The 26,841-nt window shown below is 63.5% G+C and carries 27 protein-coding genes; 17 read left to right on the plus strand and 10 right to left on the minus strand.

The window, feature by feature from the left end; translation table 11 throughout:
- Positions 1–50: 50 nt before the first annotated feature.
- Positions 51–1,034, minus strand: coding sequence for a zinc-dependent alcohol dehydrogenase family protein (locus DPM35_RS31250; RefSeq protein WP_112131340.1), 984 nt, complete (start codon positions 1,032–1,034; stop codon positions 51–53).
- Positions 1,035–1,498: 464 nt separating this feature from the next.
- Here DPM35_RS31250 and DPM35_RS31255 point away from each other — a divergent pair, with 464 nt between their 5' ends.
- On the plus strand, positions 1,499–2,143 hold the full coding sequence (locus DPM35_RS31255; protein ID WP_112131341.1) for a helix-turn-helix domain-containing protein: 645 nt from the start codon (positions 1,499–1,501) through the stop codon (positions 2,141–2,143).
- A gap of 46 nt (positions 2,144–2,189) precedes the next feature.
- Positions 2,190–2,705, plus strand: a complete 516-nt coding sequence (locus DPM35_RS31260) for a GNAT family N-acetyltransferase (protein WP_112131374.1) — start codon at positions 2,190–2,192, stop codon at positions 2,703–2,705.
- A 167-nt stretch (positions 2,706–2,872) separates the two neighbouring features.
- Here the strand turns inward: DPM35_RS31260 and DPM35_RS31265 are convergent, their stop codons facing one another.
- On the minus strand, positions 2,873–4,051 hold the full coding sequence (locus tag DPM35_RS31265; protein WP_112131342.1) for an acetate/propionate family kinase: 1,179 nt from the start codon (positions 4,049–4,051) through the stop codon (positions 2,873–2,875).
- Between the two features lie 62 nt (positions 4,052–4,113).
- The gene (locus DPM35_RS31270; RefSeq protein WP_112131343.1) at positions 4,114–6,495 is read right to left on the minus strand and encodes a phosphoketolase family protein; all 2,382 of its coding nucleotides are present in this window, start codon (positions 6,493–6,495) and stop codon (positions 4,114–4,116) included.
- Between the two features lie 465 nt (positions 6,496–6,960).
- Here DPM35_RS31270 and DPM35_RS31275 point away from each other — a divergent pair, with 465 nt between their 5' ends.
- Entirely contained in the window at positions 6,961–7,407 is a 447-nt protein-coding gene (locus DPM35_RS31275) for a pseudoazurin (protein ID WP_112131344.1), read from the plus strand.
- 268 nt (positions 7,408–7,675) lie between these two features.
- Positions 7,676–8,107, plus strand: a complete 432-nt coding sequence (locus tag DPM35_RS31280; RefSeq protein ID WP_112131345.1) for a potassium channel family protein — start codon at positions 7,676–7,678, stop codon at positions 8,105–8,107.
- 19 nt (positions 8,108–8,126) lie between these two features.
- Here the strand turns inward: DPM35_RS31280 and hemN are convergent, their stop codons facing one another.
- Entirely contained in the window at positions 8,127–9,506 is a 1,380-nt protein-coding gene (gene hemN / locus DPM35_RS31285) for an oxygen-independent coproporphyrinogen III oxidase (RefSeq protein ID WP_112131346.1), read from the minus strand.
- A 107-nt stretch (positions 9,507–9,613) separates the two neighbouring features.
- Between hemN and DPM35_RS31290 the strand changes: the two genes are divergently transcribed.
- From DPM35_RS31290 to DPM35_RS31335, 10 genes are all read left to right on the plus strand, one after another.
- Entirely contained in the window at positions 9,614–10,327 is a 714-nt protein-coding gene (locus tag DPM35_RS31290; protein ID WP_112131375.1) for a Crp/Fnr family transcriptional regulator, read from the plus strand.
- Positions 10,328–10,567: 240 nt separating this feature from the next.
- Positions 10,568–12,178, plus strand: a complete 1,611-nt coding sequence (ccoN, locus tag DPM35_RS31295) for a cytochrome-c oxidase, cbb3-type subunit I (RefSeq protein ID WP_112131347.1) — start codon at positions 10,568–10,570, stop codon at positions 12,176–12,178.
- A gap of 10 nt (positions 12,179–12,188) precedes the next feature.
- Positions 12,189–12,920 carry a cytochrome-c oxidase, cbb3-type subunit II gene (gene ccoO, locus DPM35_RS31300; RefSeq protein ID WP_112131348.1) on the plus strand — a complete coding sequence of 244 codons (732 nt, stop codon included), beginning with the start codon at positions 12,189–12,191 and terminating at the stop codon, positions 12,918–12,920.
- 12 nt (positions 12,921–12,932) lie between these two features.
- Positions 12,933–13,082, plus strand: coding sequence for a cbb3-type cytochrome c oxidase subunit 3 (locus DPM35_RS31305; RefSeq protein ID WP_112131349.1), 150 nt, complete (start codon positions 12,933–12,935; stop codon positions 13,080–13,082).
- Positions 13,083–13,084: 2 nt separating this feature from the next.
- Positions 13,085–13,948, plus strand: a complete 864-nt coding sequence (ccoP, locus tag DPM35_RS31310; protein WP_112131350.1) for a cytochrome-c oxidase, cbb3-type subunit III — start codon at positions 13,085–13,087, stop codon at positions 13,946–13,948.
- Between the two features lie 171 nt (positions 13,949–14,119).
- On the plus strand, positions 14,120–15,679 hold the full coding sequence (ccoG, locus tag DPM35_RS31315) for a cytochrome c oxidase accessory protein CcoG (protein WP_112131376.1): 1,560 nt from the start codon (positions 14,120–14,122) through the stop codon (positions 15,677–15,679).
- Positions 15,676–16,191 carry a FixH family protein gene (locus DPM35_RS31320; RefSeq protein WP_112131351.1) on the plus strand — a complete coding sequence of 172 codons (516 nt, stop codon included), beginning with the start codon at positions 15,676–15,678 and terminating at the stop codon, positions 16,189–16,191. The genes ccoG and DPM35_RS31320 overlap by 4 nt, the downstream gene beginning before the upstream one ends.
- Entirely contained in the window at positions 16,188–18,473 is a 2,286-nt protein-coding gene (locus tag DPM35_RS31325; protein WP_112131352.1) for a cation-translocating P-type ATPase, read from the plus strand. The genes DPM35_RS31320 and DPM35_RS31325 overlap by 4 nt, the downstream gene beginning before the upstream one ends.
- Positions 18,470–18,640 (plus strand): cbb3-type cytochrome oxidase assembly protein CcoS, encoded by a 171-nt coding sequence (ccoS, locus tag DPM35_RS31330; protein WP_112131353.1) that lies wholly within the window; start codon positions 18,470–18,472, stop codon positions 18,638–18,640. The genes DPM35_RS31325 and ccoS overlap by 4 nt, the downstream gene beginning before the upstream one ends.
- A 64-nt stretch (positions 18,641–18,704) precedes the next feature.
- On the plus strand, positions 18,705–19,406 hold the full coding sequence (locus DPM35_RS31335) for a CBS domain-containing protein (RefSeq protein ID WP_112131354.1): 702 nt from the start codon (positions 18,705–18,707) through the stop codon (positions 19,404–19,406).
- 46 nt (positions 19,407–19,452) lie between these two features.
- Here the strand turns inward: DPM35_RS31335 and DPM35_RS31340 are convergent, their stop codons facing one another.
- The 3 genes from DPM35_RS31340 to DPM35_RS31350 form a co-directional block, all read right to left on the minus strand.
- Positions 19,453–20,040 carry a hypothetical protein gene (locus DPM35_RS31340; RefSeq protein WP_245431737.1) on the minus strand — a complete coding sequence of 196 codons (588 nt, stop codon included), beginning with the start codon at positions 20,038–20,040 and terminating at the stop codon, positions 19,453–19,455.
- 104 nt (positions 20,041–20,144) lie between these two features.
- Positions 20,145–20,405 (minus strand): DUF6455 family protein, encoded by a 261-nt coding sequence (locus tag DPM35_RS31345; RefSeq protein WP_112131356.1) that lies wholly within the window; start codon positions 20,403–20,405, stop codon positions 20,145–20,147.
- Positions 20,406–20,492: 87 nt separating this feature from the next.
- The gene (locus DPM35_RS31350; protein ID WP_112131377.1) at positions 20,493–21,188 is read right to left on the minus strand and encodes a VIT1/CCC1 transporter family protein; all 696 of its coding nucleotides are present in this window, start codon (positions 21,186–21,188) and stop codon (positions 20,493–20,495) included.
- A gap of 256 nt (positions 21,189–21,444) precedes the next feature.
- Here DPM35_RS31350 and DPM35_RS31355 point away from each other — a divergent pair, with 256 nt between their 5' ends.
- Genes DPM35_RS31355 through DPM35_RS31365 form a run of 3 tightly spaced genes read left to right on the plus strand, consistent with a single transcriptional unit; the run spans position 21,445 to position 24,495 of the window.
- On the plus strand, positions 21,445–22,242 hold the full coding sequence (locus DPM35_RS31355; RefSeq protein ID WP_112131357.1) for an FMN-binding protein: 798 nt from the start codon (positions 21,445–21,447) through the stop codon (positions 22,240–22,242).
- Positions 22,243–22,264: 22 nt separating this feature from the next.
- Positions 22,265–22,987, plus strand: coding sequence for an FAD:protein FMN transferase (locus tag DPM35_RS31360; RefSeq protein WP_245431739.1), 723 nt, complete (start codon positions 22,265–22,267; stop codon positions 22,985–22,987).
- On the plus strand, positions 22,984–24,495 hold the full coding sequence (locus DPM35_RS31365) for an RnfABCDGE type electron transport complex subunit D (RefSeq protein ID WP_112131359.1): 1,512 nt from the start codon (positions 22,984–22,986) through the stop codon (positions 24,493–24,495). Before DPM35_RS31360 ends, DPM35_RS31365 begins: the two co-directional genes overlap by 4 nt.
- Before the next feature lie 4 nt (positions 24,496–24,499).
- Here the strand turns inward: DPM35_RS31365 and DPM35_RS31370 are convergent, their stop codons facing one another.
- The 3 genes from DPM35_RS31370 to DPM35_RS31380 are packed head-to-tail and all read right to left on the minus strand — an operon-like array spanning position 24,500 to position 26,813.
- Positions 24,500–25,840 (minus strand): sensor histidine kinase, encoded by a 1,341-nt coding sequence (locus DPM35_RS31370; protein ID WP_112131360.1) that lies wholly within the window; start codon positions 25,838–25,840, stop codon positions 24,500–24,502.
- Complete coding sequence (locus DPM35_RS31375) at positions 25,840–26,505, minus strand: response regulator transcription factor (protein WP_112131361.1); 666 nt, start codon at positions 26,503–26,505, stop codon at positions 25,840–25,842. The genes DPM35_RS31370 and DPM35_RS31375 overlap by 1 nt, the downstream gene beginning before the upstream one ends.
- On the minus strand, positions 26,502–26,813 hold the full coding sequence (locus DPM35_RS31380) for a PepSY domain-containing protein (protein WP_245431741.1): 312 nt from the start codon (positions 26,811–26,813) through the stop codon (positions 26,502–26,504). The genes DPM35_RS31375 and DPM35_RS31380 overlap by 4 nt, the downstream gene beginning before the upstream one ends.
- Positions 26,814–26,841: the final 28 nt, after the last annotated feature.

A 26,841-nucleotide genomic window follows, 5' to 3' on the forward strand; every position in this document is an offset into this window, starting at 1 on the left:
TCCGGACGAAAAACCGTTGCGCACTTTTTCCTGGAATTGCTCCAGGACCGTCACGGCTTAAGGACGGCGGCGCCACTCAGCCTGCCCATACGCAAATCATCCAGAGCCTGGTTTGCCCGCTCCAGCGGATAGGCTTTGGTATGCGTGCGCACCCGGGCGTCTCTCGCTATCGGGAAGAATTCCTCGGCGTCACGACGGGTCAGGTTGGCGACCGACACCAATTCTCTTTCTTCCCACAGAAGCTTGTAGGGCATCGATGGAATGTCGCTCATGTGGATGCCGCCGCAGACCACCCGGCCGCCCTTGCGGACAGCCCGTAACGCCGCCGGCACAAGGTCGCCGACCGGAGCGAAAATGATCGCGGCGTCAAGCTCGGCCGGAGGCAATTCATCGGACGCGCCTGCCCAGGCGACGCCCAAGGAGCGCGCGAATTCCTGTGCCTGGATGTCGCCAGGCCGGGTGAAGGCAAAGAGCTCACGTCCCTGCCAGATCGCCACCTGGGTGATGATATGCGCGGCGGCGCCGAAGCCGTAGATGCCCAGTCGGCGGCCATCGCCGGCCTTTTTGAGGCAGCGCCAGCCGATCAGACCAGCGCACAGGAGCGGCGCCAGCGACACCGGATCGGCGGCGGCATCGAGCTCGAAGGCGAAATGCTCATCGGCAACGACATGACTGGCGAAGCCGCCGTCGCGCGTGTAGCCGGTGAAGAGCGGCTGGTCGCAGAGGTTTTCGGCGCCGGCGCTGCAATAGGGGCAATGTCCGCAAGTGTGCCCCAGCCATGGAACACCCACCCTCTGCCCGAGCCGGGATCGTGGCACGCCTTCACCGACAAGATCGACGATGCCGACTATTTCGTGACCCGGCACGAGCGGCAGCTTCGGCCATGGCAAGTCACCGTCCACGACGTGCAGGTCGGTGCGGCATACCGCGCATGCCTCCACCTTGAGCCTGATCTCGCCCGCTCCCGGCAAAGGATCCGGGCGGTCGACGAGGCTCAAAAGCGTGCCGGGCTTTTCCAGCACCATCGCCTTCATCACGTTTCTCCGGGTTCCTCAAAAGACAGAAGAGACCGGACCCGCTTCCGTTCCGCAACGAGAATGGAAACGCGCCGGCTTGCGCCTCGTTCCTATCGCGGGCGCCTGATCCTTACCGGGTACGGCCGGGCGTGACTCGCCGGGACGTGTTTCCTGGCAAGGAGCATTCCGAAATAAAGGCCTGCGGCGGCAAGATAGGCAAGGCCGAGTATGCCGGTCCAGATTTCAATCATATCGGAGGTCATGGTCGGTTTCCCTTGGTCTGCTCCGACCGGATAATGCCGGGTCAAGTCATGCCGCCCTTGATCGTGGTCAATCGCGGACCCAACTGGCGCGCGGCATGCCTGGCCCGACCGGGTGATTTCGGGGTCGCACTAAGTAGTTTCCCGTAGGGACATAACCGAATTTCGGCATGGCCGGATTTGGGCGATTGCTGTTGTCACAAATTCACTGGGACCACAGCCATGTATGCTCAAGCCTCCGCCAAGATCGAACTGCCGTCCTACCTTCCCCATCAGAGCCCCGTGCCGGTCTTCGACGGGCCGGCAACGCCGGTCAGCTTCTTCACGGCTGGCGCCGAAATCTACGCTCAGGGCGAGAAGGCCGGCGCACTCTATCAGGTCGAATTCGGCGCGGTCCGCATCTACCGCCTGCTCGCCGACGGTCGCAGGCAGATCAGCGCGTTCCACCTTGCCGGAGAAACCTTCGGTTTCGAGGCCGACGCCACGCACCACTTCTTCGCCGAGGCGATCAACGCGACCGGTGTGCGGGTCTTTCGCGCTCCGTCGGGCACGGACATGTCGCGCCAGCTCCTGCCTCTGGCGCTCAAAGGCCTGACCCGGGCTCAGGAACATCTCCTGGTGCTCGGCCGCCAAAACGCCATCGAGCGCGTCGCGGCATTCCTCGTCGAAATGTCGGAGCGTCAGGGTGGGTTGCGGCAGGTGGAATTGCCAATGTCGCGCAACGACATCGGCGACTATCTCGGCCTCACCATCGAAACCGTGTCGCGGGTCTTCACCCGCCTGAAAGAGAAGGGCGTGATCCGCCTGCTCAGCCTGCGCAGCATTGAAATTCTGAAACGCGACACGCTGCTGGCAATGGGTGAATGAGGCCATTGCGCCAATCCCGCGCATCAATCCTGAAAAGGGGCTGAAAATGAAAACCATGCTTACGACCCACACCGGATTTCGCTTCGAAGTGCGTCAGGCGCGTCCCGACGATGAGCCGATCGTCGCCGAGTTCTTCACCCATGTGACGCCGGAGGATCTGCGTTTCCGCTTCCTCGGAGCGGTGAAGGAAGTTTCGCATGACCGGCTGGTGGCGATGACCCGCTCCGACGATCCGCACGTCCATAATTTTCTCGCCTTCTCCACCGACGGAATGCTGATCGCGGTGGCGACCCTCGCCGCGGATCCGGCCGATCGGCGTGGCGAAGTCGCCATCTGCATCCGCGAGGACCGCAAGCATCTCGGCGTCAGCTGGGAATTTCTCGGCTATGTCGCGCGTTATGCCGACGATCATGGCATAGAGACCATCGAGTCGATCGAGAGCCGCGAAAACCGCGCAGCGATCGAACTCGAGCGCGAGATGGGCTTCATCGTCACGACCGATCCCAACGACCCGACGCTCGTCCTGGTTCAGCGGAAGCTCGGCGCCACGTTGGCGGGCTAGAGCAATTCCAGGAAAAGCGAGCAGCGGTTTTCCGTTCCGGAGTTTGCGTGAAAGCAAGGAATTGGAGCAGTTCGGCGATCTATCAAACGCTGAACTGCTCCAAGATGTCTCGGCATTTGTTTTGGTGATATTGCCCGGAAGCGCCGCCCGCTTCCGGGCGAAATCATTTAGTCTTTGCCTTCGAAGCCGAGCAACTCGGCGGCCACCGCGCGTTCCTCATCGGCGGGAATGACAAGCACGTCGACCAAGGAATCCGAGGCGCTGATCAGTTCTTCACCACGCGCGTTCAACGCCTTGTCGAGCGCGACGCCCAGCCATCCTGCCGCTTCGCAGATGCTCTGCCGGATCGCGGGCGCATGCTCGCCGATGCCCGCCGTGAACACGAGGGTGTCGAGCCCGCCAATCGCCGCGGCAAGCGATCCGATCTCGCGCCCGACACGATAGACGAAAAGATCGACGGCGCGCATCGCCGCAGGGTCTTTCGATGCAAGCAGCGTCTGCATGTTTCCCGAAATGCCCGACACCCCGAGCAGGCCGGATCGCTGGTAGAGCAGGTCGGCAAGTTCGTCCGAAGACAGCTTCCGGTCCTGCAGAAGGTGCAGGAGGATGCCGGGATCGATCGCGCCGCAACGCGTGCTCATGACGAGGCCGTCAAGCGTCGAGAAGCCCATGGTGGTGGCGTGGCTCACGCCTGCCTTCATCGCGCACAGGCTTGCGCCGCTGCCGAGATGAGCAACGATCGTCCGGCCGCCGGCAGTGGCGCCGTAACGGTTGTGCAGCTCGCTGGCGACGTGGCTGTAGGAGAGCCCATGGAAACCGTAGGAGACGATGCCTTGCTCCGCCATCTCGTGCGGCAGGCCATAAAGCCTTGCGTGCTCGGGCCGTGCCGCGTGGAAGGCCGTATCGAAGCAGCCGACCTGCATGGTGCCGGGCAGGAGGCGGCTGGCCAGGTCGACGAGCTCTAGGTTGATCGCCTGATGTATCGGGGCGAGCGGCTCGAGCTCGCGCAAGGCACCGAGCGTGCGCTCGCCGAGCAGCGTTGCGCGGGCAAATTCCCGGCCGCCATGCACGATGCGATGCCCAACCCGACGCACCCGGCGCAGGAGGCCGCGATCCGCAAGATAGGACGCAACGGCTTCGAACGCCTTGCCGATGGAGATCGGCTGCTCGCCGAGGCTCCTGTCGAATGGCGGTGTCATTGCCGTGGGCGCGACGTGGAGCCGGGGCCGCTCGCCGATCGACGAGACGCTGCCGCGCACCAGCAGATGGAGCTCGTCACGCCATTGGAAGACGGCGAACTTCAGGCTTGATGAGCCGCCATTGAGGACGAGAATTGCATCGGTCATGACCGGCCGGTCCCAGCCGTTTGTGCAAGCCCGATCCTCTCAATCCAGCGCCTCGTCATCGATTACCGCTCCCACTTCCAGCCGAGTATCTCGGGCATGTCCTGCCCGTGCTTGCGGATATAGGCTCCGTGCTCGATCAGCTTGCCCTCCATGGCCTGCCTCAACTGGATGTGCGCGCCGGCCGGCTCGGGAATGCGGTCGAGCACGCCAAGCACGAGATGATAGCGGTCGAGCCCATTGAGCACGGTCATGTCGAACGGCGTCGTCGTCGTCCCTTCCTCATTGTAGCCGCGCACATGGATGTTCTCGTGATTGGTCCGACGGTAGGTCAGGCGGTGGATCGTCCACGGATAGCCGTGATAGGCGAAGATGACAGGCTTATCCCTGGTGAACAACGCGTCGAACTCGCGGTCCGACAGCCCGTGCGGGTGATGTTCCTTCGGCTGCAGCGTCATGAGATCGACAATGTTCACCACACGGACCTTGAGGTCGGGAATGTGGCGCCTGAGGATCTGAACGGCGGCCAGCGTCTCGAGCGTCGGCACGTCGCCGGCGCAGGCCATCACCACATCCGGCTCGGCCCCGCCGTCGGTCGACGCCCATTCCCATATGCCGATGCCGGCGCCGCAGTGGACTTTCGCCTCGTCGATGGACAGCCACTGCCAGGAATTGGCCTTGCCGGCGACGATGACGTTGATGCGGTTCCATGTCCGCAGCACATGGTCGGTCACGCAAAGCAGGCTGTTGGCATCCGCCGGCAGATAGACGCGCACGACGTCCGCCTTCTTGTTCAGCGCCACGTCGATAAAGCCTGGATCCTGATGGCTGAACCCATTGTGCTCCTGCTGCCAGACATGGCTCGACAACAGATAGTTCAGCGAAGCGATCGGCCGCCGCCAGGCGAGCTTGCGGCAGGCATCCAGCCACTTGGCATGCTGGTTGAACATGGAATCGACGATGTGCGTGAAGGCCTCGTAACAGGAGAAGAAGCCATGGCGTCCGGTAAGCAGGTAACCTTCCAGCCACCCCTGGCACGTATGCTCGGATAGAATTTCCATAACCCTGCCTTCCCGCGCCAGGTGGACATCCTCGGGAAGGATCTCTTCCATCCAGGCGCGCTCCGTCACCTCGAAGACGTCCTGCCACCGGTTCGAGGCGGTCTCGTCGGGCCCGACGATGCGGAAGTTCCTCGCAGCCCGGTTCAACGTCATGACGTCGCGCAGGAAACCGCCCATGACACGGGTCGACTCCGCCTTGACGCCGCCGGGCCGCTCGACCCGGACGGCGTGCTCATCCAGGCCAGGCAGTTCGAGGGACCGCCGCAGCAGGCCGCCATTGGCATGCGGATTGGAGCTCATGCGCCTGTCGCCTTGCGGCGCGGTGGCGCGGATCGCGGCCACGGGCGCGCCGGCGGCATCGAAAAGCTCTTGGGGCCGGTAGCTTCTCATCCATTCTTCGAGCATCCTCAGATGCTCGGGATTTTCGGCGAGGCCGGAGAGCGGGACCTGGTGGGCGCGCCAGAATCCCTCCGTCTTCAGCCCGTCGACCTCCTTCGGGCCGGTCCAGCCCTTCGGGCTGCGCAGCACGATCATCGGCCATTTCGGCCGCGGCTGCGCGGTCTTCGCGCCGCTGCGGGCCGCATCCTGGATCGCCTTGATGCGGTCCAGGGCATCGTCGAGCACGACCGCCATCCGCTCATGCATCAAGGCCGGATCGTCACCTTCGACGAACAGCGGCTCGTAACCGTAGCCGATGAACAGCGCACTCAGCTCTTCCTCGGGGATACGCGCCAGAATGGTGGGATTGGCGATCTTGTAGCCGTTGAGGTGGAGGATCGGCAGCACCGCGCCGTCAAGCGCCGGATTGAGGAACTTGTTGGAATGCCAGGAGGTGGCGAGCGGCCCGGTTTCCGCCTCGCCGTCGCCAACGACGCAGGCGACGACAAGGTCCGGGTTATCGAAGGCCGCGCCATAGGCGTGCGAAAGCGCGTAGCCAAGCTCGCCGCCTTCATGGATCGAGCCGGGCACATCAGGCGCCGCATGGCTTGGGATGCCGCCAGGAAACGAGAACTGGCGGAAGAGCTTCTTCATTCCAGCCTCGCCCAGGGCGATGTCCGGGTTGGTCTCGCTGTAGGTGCCTTCGAGATAGGTGTTCGCCACCATCGCCGGCCCGCCATGGCCGGGACCGCAGACATAGATGACATTGGCATCGCGCTGCCTGATGGCGCGGTTGAGATGCGCATAGATGAAGCTGAGACCCGGCGAGGTCCCCCAGTGGCCGAGCAGCCTTGGCTTGACATGCTCCAACCGAAGGGGTTCGCGAAGCAGCGGATTGTCGAGCAGGTAGATCTGCCCGATGGTCAGATAGTTGGCGGCACGCCAGTAGGCATCGATGTCGTGCAGTTCCTGTGCGGACAAACGATTGGTGCTGGGATGCTCGGTCATTTCTCATTCCTTCGCTGGTTCCAAACCGACGCCGGCTGAAGCACAACGCATTGACGCTGCCACCGGTTCACGACGGCCCGGTGTCAAGACCGGTCGCTCATCGATCTATCCGGCGAAGAACGATCGAGCTTTGATCCATCGCAAATACCGGCCAGGATGAGGGAACCTCCGGAACGGCTTCAGCGGTCCCCTCGGAATGGACAGGCCGGCAATCGACCGGCAATCAAGACCTGCCAACGGCCTTCCTGACTTCAAAAGCGCAACGCGCCCATGCCCCGACCGGGCTTGATCCTGGAGGACCTGCCGCCGACAATTGAAGCGATCCGCATCATCCCCCGCGGTTCGCCGTCCATCGGTCGATCTTTTCTTCCTGCAATTTGCGCCAGCGCAAATCGCCGAGTCGTCCGACGAACTAGAAGGGCGCAACGGTTGATGCCGTGGTGAATCAACGAAAGGACTATTCCAATGAAATTGCCCCTCATTGCCGCGGCGGTCGCGTTGCTCTCGATGGCCGGCGCCGCGCATGCGGAGGAACATGTCGTCCAGATGCTGAACAAGGGTGAAAAGGGCGTGATGGTCTTCCAGCCCAACTTCGTGCGGGCGGCGCCCGGCGACACGATCAAGTTCGTGCCGACCGACAAGACCCACAACGCCGAGATAGTCAATGGAATGCTCCCGGACGGCGCTGAGCCCTTCAAGGGCAAGGCGAGCGAGGAGATCACGGTCACCCTCACCAAGGAAGGTGTCTATGGCGTGAAATGCGCTCCCCATTACGGCATGGGCATGGTGGCGCTGATCGTCATCGGCAAGCCGGTCAACCTGGAGGCGGCGGAAGCCGTCAAGCAGGTCGGCAAGGCAAAGCCCGTCTTTGCCGAACTGTTCGCCGAGGCGGCCAAAACCGCTTCGAACTGATCAGACAGAATGGGGGGCTGCTTCCGGCAATGGCGGGCCGGAAGCACAGGCCGGGCAGACCTGGGGAGAGGTCTGACCCGGCCATTTTCATTTCCGGTTGCACGTCGCCGCAATGCCGATCACCACAACGGCATGCTCAGCCTCCAAAGTCGGAGATCTGCTGTTGGATTTGCGCAAGCGCAAAGACCCTCTGCATGAGCGGCCCAGCCGAATCTGCAGGTTTGATCCTACGCAAGGAATATTGTCCTTCGAGCCGTAATGTCCTCGAATGATCCTCAATCTTTTCGTCGGCACGATCGTCATCAGCCTGACGGTCCTGATCCATACGTTCGGCCTTATCGCCATCACTCACGTGATGGCACGGCTCGTTGCGCTCTTTCGCATGCACGGGCGGCGCAGCCGGGTGCTGGCCATGATCACCGTCGTCATGGGGCTTTTCGCGGTCATGACCGCGGAAGTCTGGCTTTGGGCTGGGCTTTATCGGCTGCTCGGGATCCTAGGCGATTTCGAGACGGCGCTTTACTTCTCGACCATAACCTTCTCGACCGTCGGCTATGGTGATGTCGTGCCCGCCCATGGCTGGCGCGTTCTGGCGGCCCTGGAAGGCATCAACGGCTTTCTGCTGATCGGCTGGTCGACCGCCTACCTTATCGCGGCCGGCACCCGTGTCGGTCCCTTCAGGATCGGCGAGCATTTCTGATCCGCCGTCCGAAGCCTCTTCAAACCGCCACCGAATGCCTGCCGGTTCCGCTGCTGAGGTATTTGTCGAATTTCGCCGCCACCGTGCGGACAAGCGGGCGGCTTGCGGCCGGCACGACGAAGTTCTCGCCTTCCAGCCGAAGAAGCTGGCCCGCCCCGCTGATGGCCAGTCGGCTCGCTTCGCAAAGCAGCCTTTGGCCGACATTTCCAAAGCGTTCGACAAGCTCCACCGCCGAGAAGGCGAAGTTGCACATCAGGCGCTCGATGACCCAGCCACGCGCCTCATCTTCGACGCTGAATTCTATGCCGCGCGCTATCGCCAGCTCTCCCGAATCCACGGCTTTCTGGTATTCGCCCGTCGCAACGATGTTTTGTGCATGACCCTGGCGATACCGGCTGATCGAGGAGGGGCCCAGACCGATCAGGGTTTCGCACTGGTCCTCGGTGTAGCCCTGGAAATTGCGGCGGATCTTGCCGGCACGGGCGGCAACCGCCAGGGCATCCTGCGGCTTTGCGAAATGGTCCAATCCCAATGCCTCGTAGCCGGCATCGACAATCAGCTGCGCGGCAAGCTGCGACTGCGCCAGGCGCGCGACGGAGTCGGGCAGCCAGGCTTCATCGATCATCGTCTGATGCTTCTTGAACCACGGCACATGCGCGTATCCGAACAGCGCAAGCCTGTCCGGCGCCAAGGTCAGCGCCTGGGCAACGGTCGCCGCAACGCTCTTGCCGGTCTGATGCGGCAGGCCGTAGAGCAGGTCCAGGTTGACGGAGGTGACGCCCCGCGCCCGCACCGCATCGACAATGCTCTTGGTCAGCGCAAAACTCTGCTCGCGATTGATCGCCTTCTGCACCTTGGGATCGAAATCCTGGACACCGAGGCTCGCCCTCGTCATGCCGATCGCGGCAAACGCGTCAAGGCGACCCTCATCCATGTCGTTCGGGTCGATCTCGACGCTGAGGCCGGCATCGTCGAGGAAGTCGAATTGGTCCCGCAACGCCTTTCCGAGCATGAGGATGTCGTCGGGCTTCAGCATTGTCGGGGAGCCGCCACCGAAATGAACGGCGCGGACCCTGCCACGGCCGCTCACAAGGCCGCCGACCGTTTCGATCTCCTTGTGAAGTGAGCGCAGGAAGGTGGCGACGGGCTCATAGTGACGTGTCTGCTTGGTATGGCAGGCGCAGAACCAGCACAGCCGGTCGCAATAGGGAACATGGAGATACAGCGATATCTCGTCATCGCCTTCGAGCGCGTCCATCCACCCACGAACCGTGACCACGTCAACGCCTGGATGAAAATGCGGCGCCGTCGGATAGCTCGTGTAACGCGGCACGTTGTCGCCAAGGCTCACGGTCGGAGCTGGGCGCGGCGGATCGATGGGAGCAGCGGGCGGGGTCATGACGGTGAAACTGCCTGAACGACGCCGGCAAAACCTTGATCTCGATCAAGGCGACTCGGGTCGAAGCCAGCGCAGATTGCCGTTCCTATTTGACCATGGGCGTCGCAATGGCCGCCAGACAGGATGTTCAACAAGCCGACGTCCCCGCAATTTGCAAATCCTGCGAAGCGCGGCAGGATGGATTATGCGGCGCCTTCAATGCCCGCCAACTCGCCGAGTTGGCCAAGGCCTCGTCCAGGCATGAGGTTCCGGCTGGGACGGAACTGCCCGACGACGGAACCTACTCCAACCTTCTGTCCGGCGTGGTCAAGCTCACGAGAAATCTCTCGGATGGTCGTCAGCAGATTGTCGGGTTCCATTTCGCGCCCGATTTCCTGGGCAGGCCGTTCGAGGCAAAGAAGCCGATCAGGGCCGAGGCCTTGACGAATGTGGCGCTGTGCTCGTTTCCCAGGGCAATCATCGATCGGATGGCAAACGAGATGCCGGAGCTTGGACGTCTGCTGCTGAAGCATGCGCTGAACGAGCTCGACGAAGCACGCGACTGGATGGCGGCGCTGGGGCGCAAGACCGCATCGGAGAAGGTCGCAAGCTTCCTCCTCATGGTCGCCAGAAACACCGATCCCGCCCACCATCCGGCAAGCCCGATAAGCTTCGACCTGCCGCTGACACGCACCGATATCGCCGATTTTCTTGGGCTGACCATCGAGACGGTCAGCCGGGAATTGTCCAGGTTGCGGTCCGACGGCACGATCCGGATCGTAAACAAGCGGCAGATCAGCCTCGCAAGCATGGCTCGGATCGAGGAACGCTGCGGCGACTGAGCAGCAACGATCCTCCGCAAGCCTTCGCCTGGCTGGACCTCACCAAGGTCCCAGGGTTCGGCCTTGCAGGTCGTCCCTTGCCCGGAGCGGGATCAGATCGCGGCGCTCGGCGCCGACGCCCTCCAAATAAAAGCAGTCCGCGTTTGACCTGGATCAAGGCCGGGGGAACGGGAAATCTCGAAAAGGTGCCTCGGGCGGGTATTTCCGCCGGAACTTTTGAGACGAGATCGGGGACTTGCGATGAAATTTGGCACGGAGATCGTCCTTCTAAGCCTGTTTGCCTTTGGCGCCCTCGTAGCCGCCGGCTTGGGGGTGGATGAACCTTTTCGCCAGCATATGTGGGTTTTGTTCTTTGCCTTGGTTGGCTTCACCGCGATCCTGCTGCGCAATACGGATTTCAAGCCTGCGGCGCCGATCGACCCATCCGCCTACATGGATGGTCCGATCCGCTACGGTGCCATTGCGACGGTGTTCTGGGGCGTCGTCGGCATGCTGGTCGGATTGGTCATCGCGCTGGAGCTTGCATACCCCCAGCTTAACATCGGGCCTTGGTTCAATTTCGGCCGGCTGCGGCCCCTTCACACCTCCGGTGTGATCTTCGCCTTTGGCGGCAACGCCCTTCTGTGCACATCCATGTATGTCGTGCAACGCACGTCCCGCGCGAGGCTGTTTGGCGGCAATCTCGCCTGGTTCGTCTTCTGGGGCTACCAGCTGTTCATCGTCATGGCCGCGACCGGCTATCTACTGGGCATCACCGAAGGCCGCGAATATGCCGAGCCGGAATGGTATGTCGACCTCTGGCTGACCGTCGTCTGGGTCGCGTATCTGATCCTTTTCCTCGGCACCATTCTGAAGCGCAAGGAACCGCATATTTACGTCGCCAACTGGTTCTACCTGTCCTTCATCATCACCATCGCGATGCTGCATGTGGTCAACAACCTGTCGATGCCGGTCTCGTTTCTCGGCTCGAAGAGCTACTCGGCATTCTCAGGTGTTCAGGACGCGCTGACGCAGTGGTGGTACGGCCATAATGCGGTCGGGTTCTTCCTGACGGCGGGTTTCCTCGGGATGATGTATTACTTCGTGCCCAAGCAGGTGAACCGCCCGGTCTACTCCTACCGGCTGTCGATCATCCACTTCTGGGCGCTGATCTTCCTCTATATCTGGGCCGGGCCGCATCACCTCCACTACACCGCCCTGCCCGATTGGGCGCAGACGCTCGGCATGGTGTTCTCGATCATGCTGTGGATGCCTTCCTGGGGTGGCATGATCAACGGCCTCATGACCCTCTCCGGCGCCTGGGACAAGATCCGCACCGACCCGATCGTCCGCATGATGGTGGCCGCGATCGCCTTCTACGGCATGTCGACCTTCGAGGGGCCGATGATGTCGATCAAGACGGTCAACTCGCTCTCGCACTATACGGACTGGACAATCGGCCACGTCCATTCGGGCGCGCTCGGCTGGGTCGGCCTGATCACCTTCGGCGCGATCTACTACATGGTCCCCAAGCTCTGGAACCGCGAGCGGCTCTATTCGATGCGGCTTGTCACCTGGCACTTCTGGCTGGCGACGCTCGGCATCGTTGTCTACGCGGCAGTGATGTGGGTCTCGGGCATCATGCAGGGGCTCATGTGGCGCGAATACGACGAGCAGGGATTCCTCGTCTATTCCTTCGCCGAAACGGTCGCCGCCATGCATCCCTACTACGTCATGCGCGCCGCGGGCGGCGCCATGTACCTGGCCGGCATGCTGATCATGGCCTGGAACGTCACCATGACCATTCGTGGCTACCAGCGCAAAGAGCAACCTTTGCCGGGTTCCGCCCCTGCCCTCCAGCCTGCCGAATAAGGAGCCAGACATGGGCCTGATAGACAAACACGCGCTGATCGAGAAGAACGCGACGCTTCTTCTGGTCGGATCCCTGCTGGTCGTGACCGTTGGCGGCATCGTCGAGATCGCGCCGCTCTTCTATCTCGACAACACGATCGAGAAGGTCGAGGGCATGCGCCCCTACACTCCGCTGGAGCTCGCCGGACGCAACATCTATGTGCGCGAGGGATGCTACCTCTGCCACAGCCAGATGATCCGGCCGTTCCGCGACGAGGTGGAACGCTATGGCCACTACAGCCTGGCGGCCGAGTCGATGTACGACCATCCGTTCCAATGGGGATCCAAGCGAACCGGCCCCGACCTTGCGCGCGTCGGCGACCGCTACTCGAATGCATGGCACGTGCAGCATCTTGCCGACCCACGTTCCGTGGTGCCGGAATCGGTCATGCCGAACTACGCGTTCTTGAAAGACACGCCGATCGAGGTGAAGGATTTCTCGACGCATCTGATAGCGAACAGGCGCGTCGGGGTGCCCTACTCCGACGACATGGTCGCCAACGCCAACGCCGACCTTATGGCGCAGGCCGATCCCAATGCCGACACGACCGGCCTGGAGAAACGTTACCCCAAGGCCAAGGTCGGCGACTTCGACGGCAACCCGCAACAGGTCACCGAGATGGATGCTCTCGTAGCCTATCTCCAGATGCTCGGCACCCTGGTCGATTTCAAGAACTACGACGAAGCAGCCGGCTACCGCTGAGGAGGGCAACCCATGGAATACAACTTGATGCGGGAGTTCGCCGACAGTTGGGGCCTGCTTGCCATGGCTTTGTTCTTTGTCGGATGCATTGTCTTCGCGCTGCGTCCGGGTGGCAAAGAGCATGCCGACCACGCCGCCAAAATTCCTCTCCAGGACGATTGATCATGAGCAACGAGCATATCGACGAAATCTCGGGCATCACGACGACCGGCCACGAATGGGACGGTATCAAGGAGCTCAACAATCCTCTGCCGCGCTGGTGGGTGATCACCTTCTACATCACCGTCGCCTGGGCACTCGCCTACACGATTGCCTATCCCGCCTGGCCGATGCTGAGTTCCGCCACAAGGGGCGTCCTGGGCTTCTCCAGCCGCAACGAGGTCAAGAACGAAATGGCCGCGGCTGACGCCGCCAAGGCCAAATACGTCACGGCGATACAGTCCAAGACCGTTTCGGAAATCGCCGCTGACGACACGCTGCGCGAATTCGCCGTGGCCGCCGGCGGCGCGGCATTCAAGGTCAATTGCGTGCAGTGCCACGGCTCGGGCGCGCAAGGATCGACAGGGTTTCCGAATCTCAACGATGACGATTGGCTCTGGGGCGGCAAGGCGGAGCAGATCCAGCAGACGATCACGCACGGCATCCGCTTCGCGGCGGACGCCGACACACGTCAGTCGGAGATGACCGCTTTTGCCGACGTGCTCAAGCCGGAACAGATCGCCCAGGTCAGCGCCTATGTGGCGAGCCTTTCCGGACCGGTGAAGGACAAGAGCCTGATCGAGCCCGGCGCCAAGGTTTTCGCGGACAACTGCGCCGCCTGCCATGGCGAGAACGCGAAGGGCAACCGCGACCTCGGAGCACCTAATCTGACGGATGCCATCTGGCTCCACGGCTCCGGCGAGGCCGCGATTGCTGCGCAGGTGCGAGCCCCGAAGAACGGGGTGATGCCTGCCTGGGTCGGCCGCCTCGGCGAGACGACGGTCAAGGAACTGGCTGTCTATGTCCATTCGCTTGGCGGCGGAGAATAGGAGCGGGGCCTATTCTCGGCCCTCAGCCGTTCAAGCGACGAGGCCCGGCCATGCCGGGCCTCGATTTGCTTTTTGATGGCTCAATTTGACCTGCATCAACGCGATGCGCCCGCGCGATTGCGAGATTGCCGGAAACAAGGCGGCATCATTTCGCCGCGATTGGAGATCGTCGTGCTGGATCAGTCGCAGGTAGAACGGCTCGAGGCCGAAGCGGTCAACTCCGCGAAGACACGACAGCCGCTTTATGCCGCGCGCAAGAAGATCTTTCCGAAGCGCGCCTCCGGCCGTTTCCGCCAGTTCAAATGGCTGGTGATGGCGATCACGCTCGGCATCTATTACCTGACCCCCTGGCTGCGCTGGGATCGGGGGGCCTTCGCTCCCGACCAGGCCGTTCTCATCGACCTGGCGAACCGGCGTTTCTACTTCTTCTTCATCGAGATCTGGCCGCAGGAATTCTACTACGTCGCCGGCCTTCTGATGATGGCGGGCGTCGGTCTTTTCCTGATCACATCGACGGTCGGGCGGGCCTGGTGCGGCTATACCTGCCCGCAAACCGTCTGGGTCGACCTGTTCCTTGTGGTGGAACGGGCGATCGAAGGCGATCGCAATGCCCGCATGAAGCTTGATGCCGCTCCCTGGAGCGCCCGCAAGCTGTTCCTGCGCGTATCCAAGCACGCCATCTGGCTTGTCATCGCAGTGGCCACGGGCGGCGCCTGGATCTTCTACTTCGCCGATGCGCCGAAGCTGCTCGGCGAAGTCGTCACCGGCACGGCGGCACCCATCGCCTATGCCACGATCGCAGTGCTCACCGGCACCACCTATGTGTTCGGCGGGCTGATGCGCGAGCAGGTCTGCACCTATATGTGCCCGTGGCCGCGCATCCAGGCGGCGATGCTCGACGAGAACTCGCTGACCGTCACATACAACGACTGGCGCGGCGAGCCGCGTTCGCGCCACGCCAAGAAGGCCTCGGCCGCGGGGCAATTGGTCGGCGACTGCGTCGACTGCAACGCCTGTGTCGCCGTCTGCCCCATGGGAATCGACATCCGCGACGGCCAGCAGCTGGAATGCATCACCTGCGCGCTGTGCATCGATGCCTGCGACGGCATCATGGACAAGCTCGGCCGCGAACGCGGGCTGATCTCCTACGCAACGCTGGCGGACTACAACGCCAACATGGCGATGGCCACTTGCGGTGGTACCGGCCCGGTCAATCCGGCGCTGGTGAGGACGCCGAGCGGCAGCTTCGCCGACGGCCTGGCACATTTCCATCTGGGCAAGATCTTCCGGTTGCGCACCTACATCTATCTCGGCGTGTGGTCGGCGATCGGCCTGGTGCTCGTCTATTCGCTGCTGACGCGCGAACGGCTGGAGCTGAATGTCCTGCATGATCGCAATCCGCAGTTCGTGACGCTCTCGGACGGCTCGATCCGGAACGGCTATACGGTCAAGCTGCTCAACATGATACCCGAGCCGAGGACGGTCGAGATCACGCTGCACGGTCTCGACGGCGGTGAGATGAGCATCGTCGGCATCGACCAGCCCGCAAGCCGCTCGTACTCCATCCCGGTCGAACCCGACCGGCTGAAGACGCTGAAGGTCTTCGTCCGGCAACCGCTCGATCAGATCAGGAAGCCGGCGCAAAGTTTCGAATTCCGCATCGACGACACGGCAAGTTCCGAAACCGCCGAATACACCGCCACCTTCAATGCCCCGGAGAACAGCAGATGAGCGTCGAAATGCGGAAGCCGCGCGAGTTCACCGGCAAGCACATGCTGGTCTCCATTCTGGCGTTCTTCGCGGTGGTGATCGGAGTCAACGTCACCATGGCCACGCTCGCCCAGAAGAGCTGGACCGGCCTTGTGGTCGAGAACACCTATGTCGCAAGCCAGCAGTTCAACGAAGAAGCGAGGAAAGGAAGGGCGCAGGCGGCGCTGGGCTGGACAGGCAGGCTGACCGTCGCTTCCGGCGAGGTCCGTTACAGCCTTGTCGACAGCCAGGGCAAACCGGTGCCGCTGCGCGGCGTCAAGGTGCTGTTCCGCCACCCGGCCTATGAGGCCGAGGACGAAGCCCTGACACTTGCCGCGGTGGCGGGGGGCACTCCCGGCAACGCCGGCGCATTTGCCGTCCGGCACACGCCCAGGAACGGCGTCTGGATCGTGGAGATCGATGCGGATGCCGGGCTGACGTCGCCGTTCCGCGATGTCCGCCGTGTCATGATCTCGAATGGAGCCCTGCAATGAGCTGCTGCGCGCCTGGGGCTGAAATGGCATTGGAGGTCGCCGGCGCGGCGTCAGCATCGCCGTCGAGCGAGGAGATCAAGCTGGCGAGCCGCTCCCTGGACGGCGACATCCACCAGACCGACCTGTCGGTGCCAACGGTTCATTGCGGAGCTTGCATCCAGGCGATCGAGGCGGCGCTCGGCTCGGTCGAAAACGTCGAGTCCGCTCGCGTCAACCTGTCGACGAAGCGTGTGTCGATCCGCTGGCGCGGGGACATCGTCCCGCCATTCTTTGCCGTGCTCGGCCGGCTCGGCTATCAGGCGCACCTGTTCGACCCGGAGATTCACGAGAAGGACAGGACGCTCTCGGAGCTGATCCGCGCTGTTGCCGTGGCGGGCTTCGCAGCCGGCAATATCATGCTGCTCTCGGTGTCGGTCTGGTCCGGCGCGGAAGGCCCGACGCGCGATCTGTTCCACTGGCTGTCCGCGTTGATCGCCATCCCGGCGCTCGCCTTCGCCGGCGGGATCTACTTCCGCTCCGCCGCGAACGCGCTGCGCCATGGCCGCATGAACATGGACGTACCGATCGCGGTGGGCGTTTCGCTCGCCTACGCGATGAGCCTCTACGAGACCATCACTCACGGCGAGCACGCCTATTTCGACGCCTCGGTGTCGCTGCTTTTCTTCCTGCTGATCGGGCGCACGCTTGATCACGTGATGCGCGAGCGGGCGCGAACCGCGGTCAATGGCCTGTCACGGCTTGCCGCGCGAGGGGCTGTTGTCCTGCGCGACGACGGAATACGCGAATACGTGCCCGTCGCCGAACTCGCGCCGGGAATGCGCCTGCTCATTGCGGCTGGAGAGCGGATACCGGTCGACGGCGATATCGTCAGCGGGAATTCCGACCTCGATTGCTCTATCGTCACCGGCGAAAGCGCGCCGAAAGCCGTGAGCGCCGGCACGCACGTCCAGGCCGGCACGCTGAACCTGACCGGTTCGCTGACGATGCAGGCAACCGCCGCGGCGAAGGATTCCTTCCTGGCGGAAATGGTCCGGCTGATGGAGGCCGCCGAGGGTGGCCGCTCGCGCTACAGGCGGATTGCCGACCGGGTATCGGCACTCTACGCGCCCGTGGTCCATCTGGCGGCCTTTGCCACCTTCCTCGGCTGGATGGTTGCGTCCGGCGATTGGCACCGCGCCATGACCATCGCGATCGCCGTGCTGATCATCACCTGCCCGTGCGCGCTCGGCCTCGCGGTTCCGATCGTCCAGGTCGTTGCGGCCCGGCGCCTGTTCGAAGCCGGCGTCATGGTCAAGGACGGTTCGGCCATGGAGCGTCTCGCGGCGATCGACGCGGCTGTGTTCGACAAGACCGGGACGCTGACTCTGGGACTGCCCAGGCTCGTCAACGCGGCGTCGGTCGATCCGGCCACGCTGGCGATCGCGGCCGACCTGGCGGCGCATTCCCGGCACCCGTTCTCAAAGGCTCTGGCGGCCTATGGCAGCGTTCGCGGTCGAACCCAATTCGACCGCGTGCAGGAGGAGCCGGGCTTCGGCATCGAAGCGTCCGCCGGCGGCGACATCTGGCGCCTTGGCCGGCGCGGCTGGGCCGGATGGAAGGCCCGTACCGGCGGTGAAGGGCGATATGGCGGGCTTGGCGGAACGGTTCTCGCGAAGAATGGCAGGATCGTCGCGTGCTTCGCCTTCGAGGATGCCACGCGCGCCGATGCGAAGGCGGCGGTGGAAAGTTTGAAGGACGCCGGCATCTCGGTCGAGATGCTTTCCGGCGACACCGCGAGAGCCTGCGGCGAGGCGGCGGGAACCTTGGGCATCGAGAATTTCGTGCCGGCCCTGCTGCCCTCGGGCAAGGTCGAGAGGATCGAGACGCTGGCCCGCGCCGGCCACAAAGTGCTGATGGTGGGCGACGGCCTCAACGACACGCCGGCGCTCGGGGCCGCGCATGTCTCGATGGCTCCGGCGACCGCGGCCGACATCGGCCGCCAGGCCGCGGACTTCGTCTTCCTGCGCGAAAGCCTGCTGGCGGTGCCGCTCGCCCTGGATGTCTCGCGCAAGGCTGGCCGGCTCATCCGCCAGAACATCGCCATCGCGATCATCTACAATGCATTCGCCGTGCCGATCGCCATCCTCGGACATGTGACGCCGCTGATCGCGGCGATCGCGATGAGCGCTTCCTCGCTGATCGTGATCGCAAATGCGATGCGGCTTCAGACGACGGCGAAAGCGGCTCATGAAGCCGCTCCCGCCAGGCGCCGCACCGACGTCATCGGAGCGGCCCACCCATGACCACGCTCGTCTATCTCATTCCCGTGGCCCTGTTCCTCGGCGCACTCGGTCTGTCCGGCTTCCTGTGGGCCTTGCGCAGCGGCCAGTACGAGGATCTCGATGGAGCCGCCGAGCGGATACTGATCGAGCCTGATCAGCGAGAGGGCGACGCCCAGCGATCAAACTGACGTAGATCAAGGCAGCGTTGCTCCCGACGTCCGAGAGTAAGGCTGACGAAAGCGGGAGATTTCGATGCAGGCTCGGGACATCATGACGACGCCGGTGGTCACAATCGCCACCTCCGCCTCGGTCGCCGAAGCGGCCGATCTGATGCTGGCCAGGAACATTCGTTGCCTGCCGGTCGTGGGAGACGATGGATCGCTGGCTGGCGTCATCAGCGAAGGCGATTTCCTGCGCCGAGGCGAACTTGGCACCAGACGGGCGCGGCCTCGCTGGCTGGAGTTTCTTGTCGGTCCAGGCAAGCTCGCCGACGAATATGTCCGTTCGAGCGGCCGCCGCGTGGCCGAGGTTATGACCGCCGGCGTCGTTTCGGCAGCGCCTGGCGCTTCGCTTGCCGAGATCGTCGAACTCATGGCGACCCACGACATCAAGAACGTGCCCATCCTTGACGCGGGCAAGATCGTCGGCATCGTCAGCCGCTCCGATCTGATGCGCATCCTGCTTCGCACTCTGCCCAAGTCAGGCTCCGCGACTGTCGACGACGAGGTCATCCGCAGGAACATTCTTGCCGAGCTGCGGGGGCAGTCCTGGAGTGTCGGCGGCGACCTTATCGGCGTCACCGTCGACAAGGGAAACGTTGAGCTCAACGGCGCCGTCTTCGACGAACGTCAGCGAAAGGCTGCCGTCGTTGCGGCCGAGAACGTTGCCGGGGTCAAGAAGGTCACGGACAAGCTCTTTTGCGCCGGGCCGTTCTCGGTGGTGCTTGTTTCTTGAAGACCGCGCGCTCCCGGCGGACGCGCTCAAATCGCGGACAAGGGTATCAGGGGCGAACCAACAGCAGCGCAAAGGCAATGAGCGCCGCGCCGGAGATTGCATCGGCCATCCTCTTGCCGCCGCTCAGCCGCCCGCCGAGCAGCAGCCACATCGATCCGGTCACTGCCGTGATCACGAGCAGCGTAACCCAAGCGATGCCCAGCGCGGCCGTCTCGATGTCCATCGGCACGATGGCCACGCAATAGATGAACGCCTTAGGATTGAGGGCGGTGGTTGCCAGGATGGAGATGCCGCCGTTTTCGATTGCCTCGGCGCGCCTGGCCGCCAGCAGCCGAAAACCAAGGATCACCAGCCATGCGGCGGCAACCAATTGAACCATCTGGACAGTGGCAGCCGGCACCAGGGAACGCAGCGAAAGCCAGAAGGCCGCCGCGATCCCGTATCCGCATGCCTGCGCGGCAAGGAGCGTGGTGGCGTTCTGCCGCTTGACGGCGCCTGCCGCCAGAAGAGCGTTGGTCGGCCCTGGCGCGGCAAAAAGCAGAAATGCTTCCAGAAGATGCAGATTGTCCAAACTGCCTGTCTCGCGCACGAACCTGTCGACTGCGGAAGTCCCACCGGCGCCGACTGCCGTCAACGCCTCCTGTATTCGTCACAGGGGACGAAGCCGCCTGTTCTCGGCTGGGGTAGCCCGGGCGGCTCACAGCGGCAACCTATCAAGGCCGCGGCGTCGTTGCTCGATCAACGGATAGACTGCAGACGCGCAATCAAGTCGCCATTGCGGCAATAGGCCGGCGGGTGATCCGCATGCCCGGTTTCGTCGAGCCAGGCCGCGCATTCATCCTGGTGGCCGCAGGAGCGGCATCGGTCCACGGCGCGATTGGTGACGGCGACGTGGTCCGCCACGACTCGCAGTTGCCTGTCGACGCCCATTTTCTGCATCATGCGTCCCATCAAGGCGGTTCGGGCGTCAGCGCCCATCAGATATTCGAGAAAGCTCATGCCGGCACACTCCTCAGACGGCCAAACAATTGCCATGCCAGGCAGCGCGCGGCATTGATCTCGATCAACCCGGGTGAACCGGCCGGCCTAGCCCGTGGTACCAAACATCGCGCCAATGCCGGCCGTCAGGGCCATCGCCAGCGCTCCCCAAAAGGTGACGCGAGCCGTCGCCTTCCACACATTGGCGCCACCGGCCCTCGCACCGATTGCACCCAACACCGCGAGGAACAGCAACGATGCGAGCGAGACTACGGCAACAAGTCTCGAGGGCGGCGAAATCAGCACCATCGCCAGGGGCATGACCGCACCGATTGAAAACGCCGCCGCGGAAGCCAGCGCGGCCAGGATGGGCCGTGCGGCGGTTGCCTCGGAGATACCGAGCTCGTCGCGGGCATGGGCGCCGAGCGCGTCCTTGGCCATCAACTGGTCAGCCACCTGCAACGCCAGGTGAGGCTCCACGCCGCGATCGATATAGATCTGCGCAAGCTCCTGTCTCTCGAATTCCGGCTGGGTCGCCAGTTCCTCCCGTTCACGGGAGAGATCCGCCTTCTCGGTATCGGCCTGGGAACTGACGGATACATATTCGCCGGCGGCCATCGACATGGCGCCGGCCACAAGGCCGGCGACACCCGCCACGAGGACACCGGTCGTGGTGGCGTTGGCGGCCGCAACCCCGATGATCAGGCTGGCCGTCGAAACGATGCCGTCATTGGCGCCGAGCACGGCGGCCCGCAGCCAGCCAACGCGCGACACAAGATGATTTTCAGTGTGAAGACGGCTCATGATCGCGGTGATGAACAGTTGGAAGTTGCCATTGTGTTGCCTCCACATCGCCAAGCACAGGAATGCAGCTTCATTGCTCCGTGATGGGAGCAAATGCCCTGATCCAAGTCAAACGGCTGCATGGATTTGCCGGCGCCACTTTTCGCAGGCCAAGCTGCGCTGACAGCCAGCTGTCAGCTAACTCGTGAGATATTGCGGTGAGAGGGCATGCGACGGTCCGGCCGTTGCGCGCCCCTGAAGCCAGGATGCAATGCTTATGAAACAGATCGCCTTGTCGCTCTTCGTGATCGCCTCGTCGGGCGCCTATGTCTGGGATCAGGCCGGCACGCCACCGGCCAACGACCTGGTCGATATGGATGGCGCCGCCAATGCCGCAACGCAGGGCTCTTCGCAGCCATTGGTCCCATCGGCCGGCCCATCGGCGTTGGCCGATCCGGAGGTGGCGCCGGCGAAGTCCCAGCGTAAAATTCCCCAAGAGGCGCGACGGGAGGCAACCCCACAGCGGCCGGTCGAAGTCAAAGCGGACACCACAGCGTCGATCGCAACGGCTCCAAAGCCGGCACCGCCTGCCGATCCGCCGCTGGCCGTGAAGCCGGCGCCCCCGCCGCCGAAACAAGATCCCGCGCCGGCAGCCGCGAGTGCGCCCACGCCGGGTGCGCCGACATTCGCGGTGACACCTGCGGTGTATATCCCGATCCCGCAGCCGCGCCCCACATATCCGCAGGCCCTCGCGCGGGTCATTCATACCGGCATGAAGCTCGCGGCCCATGGCTATGCCGACGGGGTCTACACCGGCCCCGCGGCCGACGCCTACTATGGCATCATCCAGATCCAGGCGCTCGTCCAGGGCGGCCGCCTGACGGCGCTCAAGGTCCTGAAATACCCCAATGACCGCCGCACCTCCGTCAGCATCAACCGCCAGGCCTTGCCCATGCTGCGCGACGAGGCGATCAGCGCGCAAAGCGCTGACGTCGACATCATCTCGGGCGCCACGCTGACAAGCAGGGCTTTTATCCAATCGCTGGGTGGCGCCCTGAAGAAGGCGTCATCGTAATTCCATGCGCGAGACGAGGATCATGATGGGCATGCCCATCACCGTCGACCTCGGCGGCGCGGCCGGCGATCTTGTCGGGAAGGTCTTCGACTATTTCGACGATGTCGACCGGCGTTTCAGCACTTACCGTCCAGACAGCGAGATCTCCGCCATAAACCGGGGCGACATTCCGGTCCGCGACTGGAGCGGCCAGATGATCGACGTGATGAGGATCGCCGAGCAGACCAGAAGGGAAACCGCCGGGTATTTCGATATCCGCAGGCCTGACGGCGTGCTCGATCCCTCCGGCATCGTCAAGGGCTGGGCTATCCGTAACGCGGCCGAAATCGCCCGCGGGGCGAATGTCGGCGACTTCTTCATCGAGGCGGGCGGCGACATCCAATCCTGCGGCAGGAATGCCTCCGGCCGAGACTGGAGCGTCGGCATCCGCAACCCGTTCCACGCGGACGAGATCGTCAAGGTGGTCTATCCGCGCGGACATGGCGTGGCCACTTCCGGCACATATGCGCGCGGGCAGCACATCTACAATCCTCGCGCGGCTCATGACCCGATCAGCGACATCGTCAGCCTCACCGTCATCGGCTCCAACGTGCTCGAGGCCGACCGCTTCGCCACCGCCGCCTTTGCGATGGGAAGGGACGGCATCCTCTTTATCGAGCAGACGCCGGGGCTCGAAGGATATCTCATCGACAGCAACCGCCGTGCCACGCCGACAAGCGGCTTCGGAGCCTTCTGCCAGCCATGATCAAGACCCTCGACCGGCTTCTCGACCACCTCACAATGTACCGGCTGGTGCTCTACTACCTGGCGGCCTTGCTGATCGCCGCCTTCGTCTTCGGCTTCCTGAAGCTTGTGCCGCATGATCCAACAGCACTCGCTTTCATGACCGCCCTGGTGCTGGCCACGTGCTGGATCACCAACAGGGTTTTTGCACGCATCTTCGGGGTTCCGGCCAACAGCGAGTCCGTCTACATCACCGCGCTGATCCTGGCGCTCATTCTCGATCCGATTGCCCCCACCGATGCCAAGGCCATCGGCGCCGTGGCGTTCGCCTCGGTCTGGGCCATCTCGTCGAAATACATCCTGGCCGTCGGCGGGAAGCACCTGTTCAATCCGGCCGCCCTTGGCGTTGCGTTGACAGCGCTCCTGCTCGATCATCCCGCCACATGGTGGGTGGGCGGCAACATCTGGCTCTTCCCCCTGGTGCTTGTGGGCGGCGCTCTTGTCGTGCGCAAGCTGCGCCGGCTCGATCTCGTTGCCACGTTTCTCGCAGTGGCGCTGGCGACGATACTGGCGACCACCGACCCATCCCAATATGGCGCCGCGCTCGCGGAGACCTTCAGCTCGTCGCCGCTGCTGTTCTTCGCCTTCGTCATGCTGACCGAGCCGCTAACGGCTCCGACGACACGCTGGCCGCGTATCGCCTTTGCCGCCATCGTCGGCTTTCTGTTCGCGCCCAACATCCATATCGGCTCGTTCTATTTCACGCCCGAGCTCGCTCTCCTGGCGGGTAACCTCTTCGCTTACGCCGTGAGCCCGAAGGGGCGGTTCGTGTTGACTTTGGAACGCATCGAGCAAACCGCCGTCGACAGCTACGACTTCATCTTCAGGTCGCAGCGGAAGCTCGCCTTCCAGGCGGGCCAGTACCTCGAATGGACACTTGGCCTCGACCGTCCCGACAATCGCGGCAACCGCCGCTACTTCACGGTCGCCTCATCGCCCACCGAGCAATCGGTGCGGCTGGGTGTCAAGTTCTATCCGCGGTCGAGCGCCTTCAAGCAGGCGCTGGGTGGCATGAAACCCGGCGCCACGATCCACGCGTCGCAACTGGCCGGCGATTTCACGCTTCCATCCGATCCGAACACCAAGATCGCTTTCCTGGCCGGCGGCATCGGCATCACGCCATTCCGTTCGATGCTGCAATATCTGATCGACCGCCAGGAAGCGCGCCCTGTCGTTGTCCTCTACGGCACGGAGAGTCAGGACGACATCGCCTATCGAGACGTGCTTGGCCGGGCGAGACGCGAACTCGGAATAAAGACGTTCCATGCGGTAGCCGAGGGTGCTGAGCGCGGGCAGTACCCGGGCTATATCGACGCGCGCCTGGTGCGCCTCACAATGCCCGACTATCTCGAACGCACCTTCTACATCTCCGGCCCGCAGGTCATGGTCAAGGCGCTGCGCGGGAAGCTGCTGGCCATGGGGGTTCGCCGTTCCCGGATCAAAGTCGACTATTTCCCCGGATTCGCCTGAACGCTCAACCATGCCGTGGCAGGTGGATGGTCACCGCCAGGCCGGAATTGGCATTGGCCATTTCGAGACGGCCGCCATAGGCTTCGACGATATCCGAAACGATCGCCAGGCCGAGGCCGTTGCCGCCGCCCTTGCTGTCAAGCTGAACGCCACGCACCAGAGCGGCGTTCAGGGCGGCCTCGGGAATGCCCGGCCCATCATCGACCACCTTGATGATCACCTCGCCTGCGCGTGCCGATGCGCTCACATGAACCACGGACCTCGCGAAACGCGCCGCGTTCTCGACCAGATTGCCAAGAATCTCGGATAGGTTGCCCTCGTCGACCGGCGCGATGAAATCCTCGGCGGCATCGATGACGAATGAGAGCTGCTTGCCCCTCGGCGTGCGCTTGACCACCGCAACCACGCCGCTCGCCACCTCCCGGACAAGGCAAGCGGCATCGCCGGAAACGCCGGGCGCCAGACGAGCGCGTGCCAACTCCCGCTCGACGTGGCGGCGAATCGCGCTCGCGCTCTTCTCGATTTCGTCGGCAAGCTCGCTTTCGCCCTTCTTGCGCAGTGTCCGGATGTCGGCGGACAGGACCTGCAGCGGCGTCTTGAGGCCGTGGGCGAGATCGGTGGCGCGCGAGCGCGCCCGAGAGAGGGCTTTCTCCTGGGCGTCGAGCAGACGGTTGATCTCGTCGGCGAGCGGCTGCACTTCGCTCGGCGCGGCCACGTCCAACCGTGCCGTCCGCTGCGCGATCACGTTCTTGACGGCGATCCTCAGGCTTTCCAGCGGCGCCAGGCCGACGGTGATCTGGATGAAGAAAGCTCCCATCAGGGCGGAGGCCAGCACAATGAGGGCCGGCGCAAGGTCACGGACATACTCGCCAACGGAAACTTCCACATTGCGATGGTCTTCCGCCACGACGGCGCGAAAGGCCCGCCCGTCGGCATCGGTGATCGTACGAACGACGGCGACGGTGAGCTCGCCACCCGGCCCCTTGAGTTCTTCCTTCTGCAGCTCGCCATTGGCAGCCTGTTTGGGCAGGGCCAGCGTTGCATCCCACAGGGAACGCGACCGAACGAGGCTGTGGGTGCCCACATCCTCCACTTGCCAGTAATGCCCGGACAGCGGGCTGGCGAAGCGTTGGTCGGCCAGCGTGGACGCCACCAACAGACGGCCATCGGCCGTGAAGCTCGTCGCGGCGATCAGTTCATTGAGATCGTCCGTCAACTCGCTGACAACACGCCTTTCGACATTCAGTTCGAACAGATAGCGAAGACCTACACCAGCGATGGCAAGGGCGATGACAATCGATATCGCCGCGGCCGACCAGAGCCTGAAACGGATCGAATTGCGCATCAATCCGGCCCGTCGGGGACAAAGTAACCGAAACCGCGCCGCGTCTTGATGACGTTGCTGCCAAGCTTGCGCCGCAGACGCGCGACGATGACCTCGATGGTGTTGGGATCGCGTTCGTTGTCGGAACTGTACAGATGCTCGGCAAGCTCGGTCGACGCAACCACACGGCCGGCGTGATGCATCAGGAACGCGAGAAGCCGATATTCCAGCGGCGAAAGCGCCACCGGAACGCCGCGAAGCGAGATGCGCATCTGGCGCGTGTCGAGCAGCAAAGGGCCTGATTTCAGCACCGGTGCGGCCTGCCCGCTCGAGCGCCGCAGGATGGCTCGCAGCCGCGCCAGAAGCTCCTCCATTTCGAAAGGCTTTGGAAGATAGTCGTCGGCGCCGGCGTTGATGCCCTCCACACGCTCGGTCCACAGCCCCCTCGCTGTCAGGATGAGGACGGGAAAGCGGCGGCCATTGGCGCGCCAGCGCTTCAGCACCGTGAGGCCGTCGAGCTTCGGCAGGCCGAGGTCGAGAATCGCCGCGTCGAAGTTCTCGACATCGCCCGCGAACCAGGCCGCTTCACCATTGTCCACGATGTCGACGGCCATGCCCGAGGACTTCAGGACCGCCGCGATGTCGGCCGCGATGCGCGGTTCGTCTTCAGCCACGAGGATCTTCATCTGTGGCCGCCTTCATCGCCCAAGACACCGCCCGCGCCGGCATCGACGTCAACGATCCGGCGCCGGCCGTCAGCGGCGACCACCTGGAACCGATAAATCCACTTGCCTCCGGCGCGAATGAGATCGACCGAAACGATCTCGCCGGGAGCCTTGGCGCGCACGATGGCCATGATATCGGCAAGACCCTCGATTTCGCCGCGCTCATAAAGATCGCGCGCCCGATCATGATCGTCGTCATCGTCCTGCGCCCTGAGGGCCGACGGCAAGGTCATCACAAGCGCGGCCACGCCCAGAGCTGCCAGGCTCATCGATATGGTTTTCATGGAAAAGAGCTGT

Source organism: Mesorhizobium atlanticum, assembly GCF_003289965.1.
Classification (GTDB): Bacteria; Pseudomonadota; Alphaproteobacteria; order Rhizobiales; family Rhizobiaceae; genus Mesorhizobium; species Mesorhizobium atlanticum.

Bases quoted from the DNA above. Each gene is read 5' to 3' on its own strand.
- DPM35_RS31290 (WP_112131375.1), top strand. From the start codon at position 9,614: ATGGCCGCCAGACAGGATGTTCAACAAGCCGACGTCCCCGCAATTTGC.
- DPM35_RS31350 (WP_112131377.1), bottom strand. From the start codon at position 21,188: ATGAGCCGTCTTCACACTGAAAATCATCTTGTGTCGCGCGTTGGCTGG.
- DPM35_RS31280 (WP_112131345.1), top strand. From the start codon at position 7,676: ATGATCCTCAATCTTTTCGTCGGCACGATCGTCATCAGCCTGACGGTC.
- DPM35_RS31360 (WP_245431739.1), top strand. From the start codon at position 22,265: ATGATGGGCATGCCCATCACCGTCGACCTCGGCGGCGCGGCCGGCGAT.
- DPM35_RS31345 (WP_112131356.1), bottom strand. From the start codon at position 20,405: ATGAGCTTTCTCGAATATCTGATGGGCGCTGACGCCCGAACCGCCTTG.
- DPM35_RS31250 (WP_112131340.1), bottom strand. From the start codon at position 1,034: ATGAAGGCGATGGTGCTGGAAAAGCCCGGCACGCTTTTGAGCCTCGTC.
- DPM35_RS31320 (WP_112131351.1), top strand. From the start codon at position 15,676: ATGAGCGTCGAAATGCGGAAGCCGCGCGAGTTCACCGGCAAGCACATG.
- DPM35_RS31255 (WP_112131341.1), top strand. From the start codon at position 1,499: ATGTATGCTCAAGCCTCCGCCAAGATCGAACTGCCGTCCTACCTTCCC.
- DPM35_RS31370 (WP_112131360.1), bottom strand. From the start codon at position 25,840: ATGCGCAATTCGATCCGTTTCAGGCTCTGGTCGGCCGCGGCGATATCG.
- DPM35_RS31375 (WP_112131361.1), bottom strand. From the start codon at position 26,505: ATGAAGATCCTCGTGGCTGAAGACGAACCGCGCATCGCGGCCGACATC.
- ccoO (WP_112131348.1), top strand. From the start codon at position 12,189: ATGGGCCTGATAGACAAACACGCGCTGATCGAGAAGAACGCGACGCTT.
- DPM35_RS31270 (WP_112131343.1), bottom strand. From the start codon at position 6,495: ATGACCGAGCATCCCAGCACCAATCGTTTGTCCGCACAGGAACTGCAC.
- ccoS (WP_112131353.1), top strand. From the start codon at position 18,470: ATGACCACGCTCGTCTATCTCATTCCCGTGGCCCTGTTCCTCGGCGCA.
- DPM35_RS31365 (WP_112131359.1), top strand. From the start codon at position 22,984: ATGATCAAGACCCTCGACCGGCTTCTCGACCACCTCACAATGTACCGG.
- DPM35_RS31265 (WP_112131342.1), bottom strand. From the start codon at position 4,051: ATGACCGATGCAATTCTCGTCCTCAATGGCGGCTCATCAAGCCTGAAG.
- DPM35_RS31260 (WP_112131374.1), top strand. From the start codon at position 2,190: ATGAAAACCATGCTTACGACCCACACCGGATTTCGCTTCGAAGTGCGT.
- DPM35_RS31305 (WP_112131349.1), top strand. From the start codon at position 12,933: ATGGAATACAACTTGATGCGGGAGTTCGCCGACAGTTGGGGCCTGCTT.
- hemN (WP_112131346.1), bottom strand. From the start codon at position 9,506: ATGACCCCGCCCGCTGCTCCCATCGATCCGCCGCGCCCAGCTCCGACC.
- DPM35_RS31355 (WP_112131357.1), top strand. From the start codon at position 21,445: ATGAAACAGATCGCCTTGTCGCTCTTCGTGATCGCCTCGTCGGGCGCC.
- DPM35_RS31335 (WP_112131354.1), top strand. From the start codon at position 18,705: ATGCAGGCTCGGGACATCATGACGACGCCGGTGGTCACAATCGCCACC.
- DPM35_RS31325 (WP_112131352.1), top strand. From the start codon at position 16,188: ATGAGCTGCTGCGCGCCTGGGGCTGAAATGGCATTGGAGGTCGCCGGC.
- ccoP (WP_112131350.1), top strand. From the start codon at position 13,085: ATGAGCAACGAGCATATCGACGAAATCTCGGGCATCACGACGACCGGC.
- DPM35_RS31380 (WP_245431741.1), bottom strand. From the start codon at position 26,813: ATGAGCCTGGCAGCTCTGGGCGTGGCCGCGCTTGTGATGACCTTGCCG.
- DPM35_RS31275 (WP_112131344.1), top strand. From the start codon at position 6,961: ATGAAATTGCCCCTCATTGCCGCGGCGGTCGCGTTGCTCTCGATGGCC.
- ccoN (WP_112131347.1), top strand. From the start codon at position 10,568: ATGAAATTTGGCACGGAGATCGTCCTTCTAAGCCTGTTTGCCTTTGGC.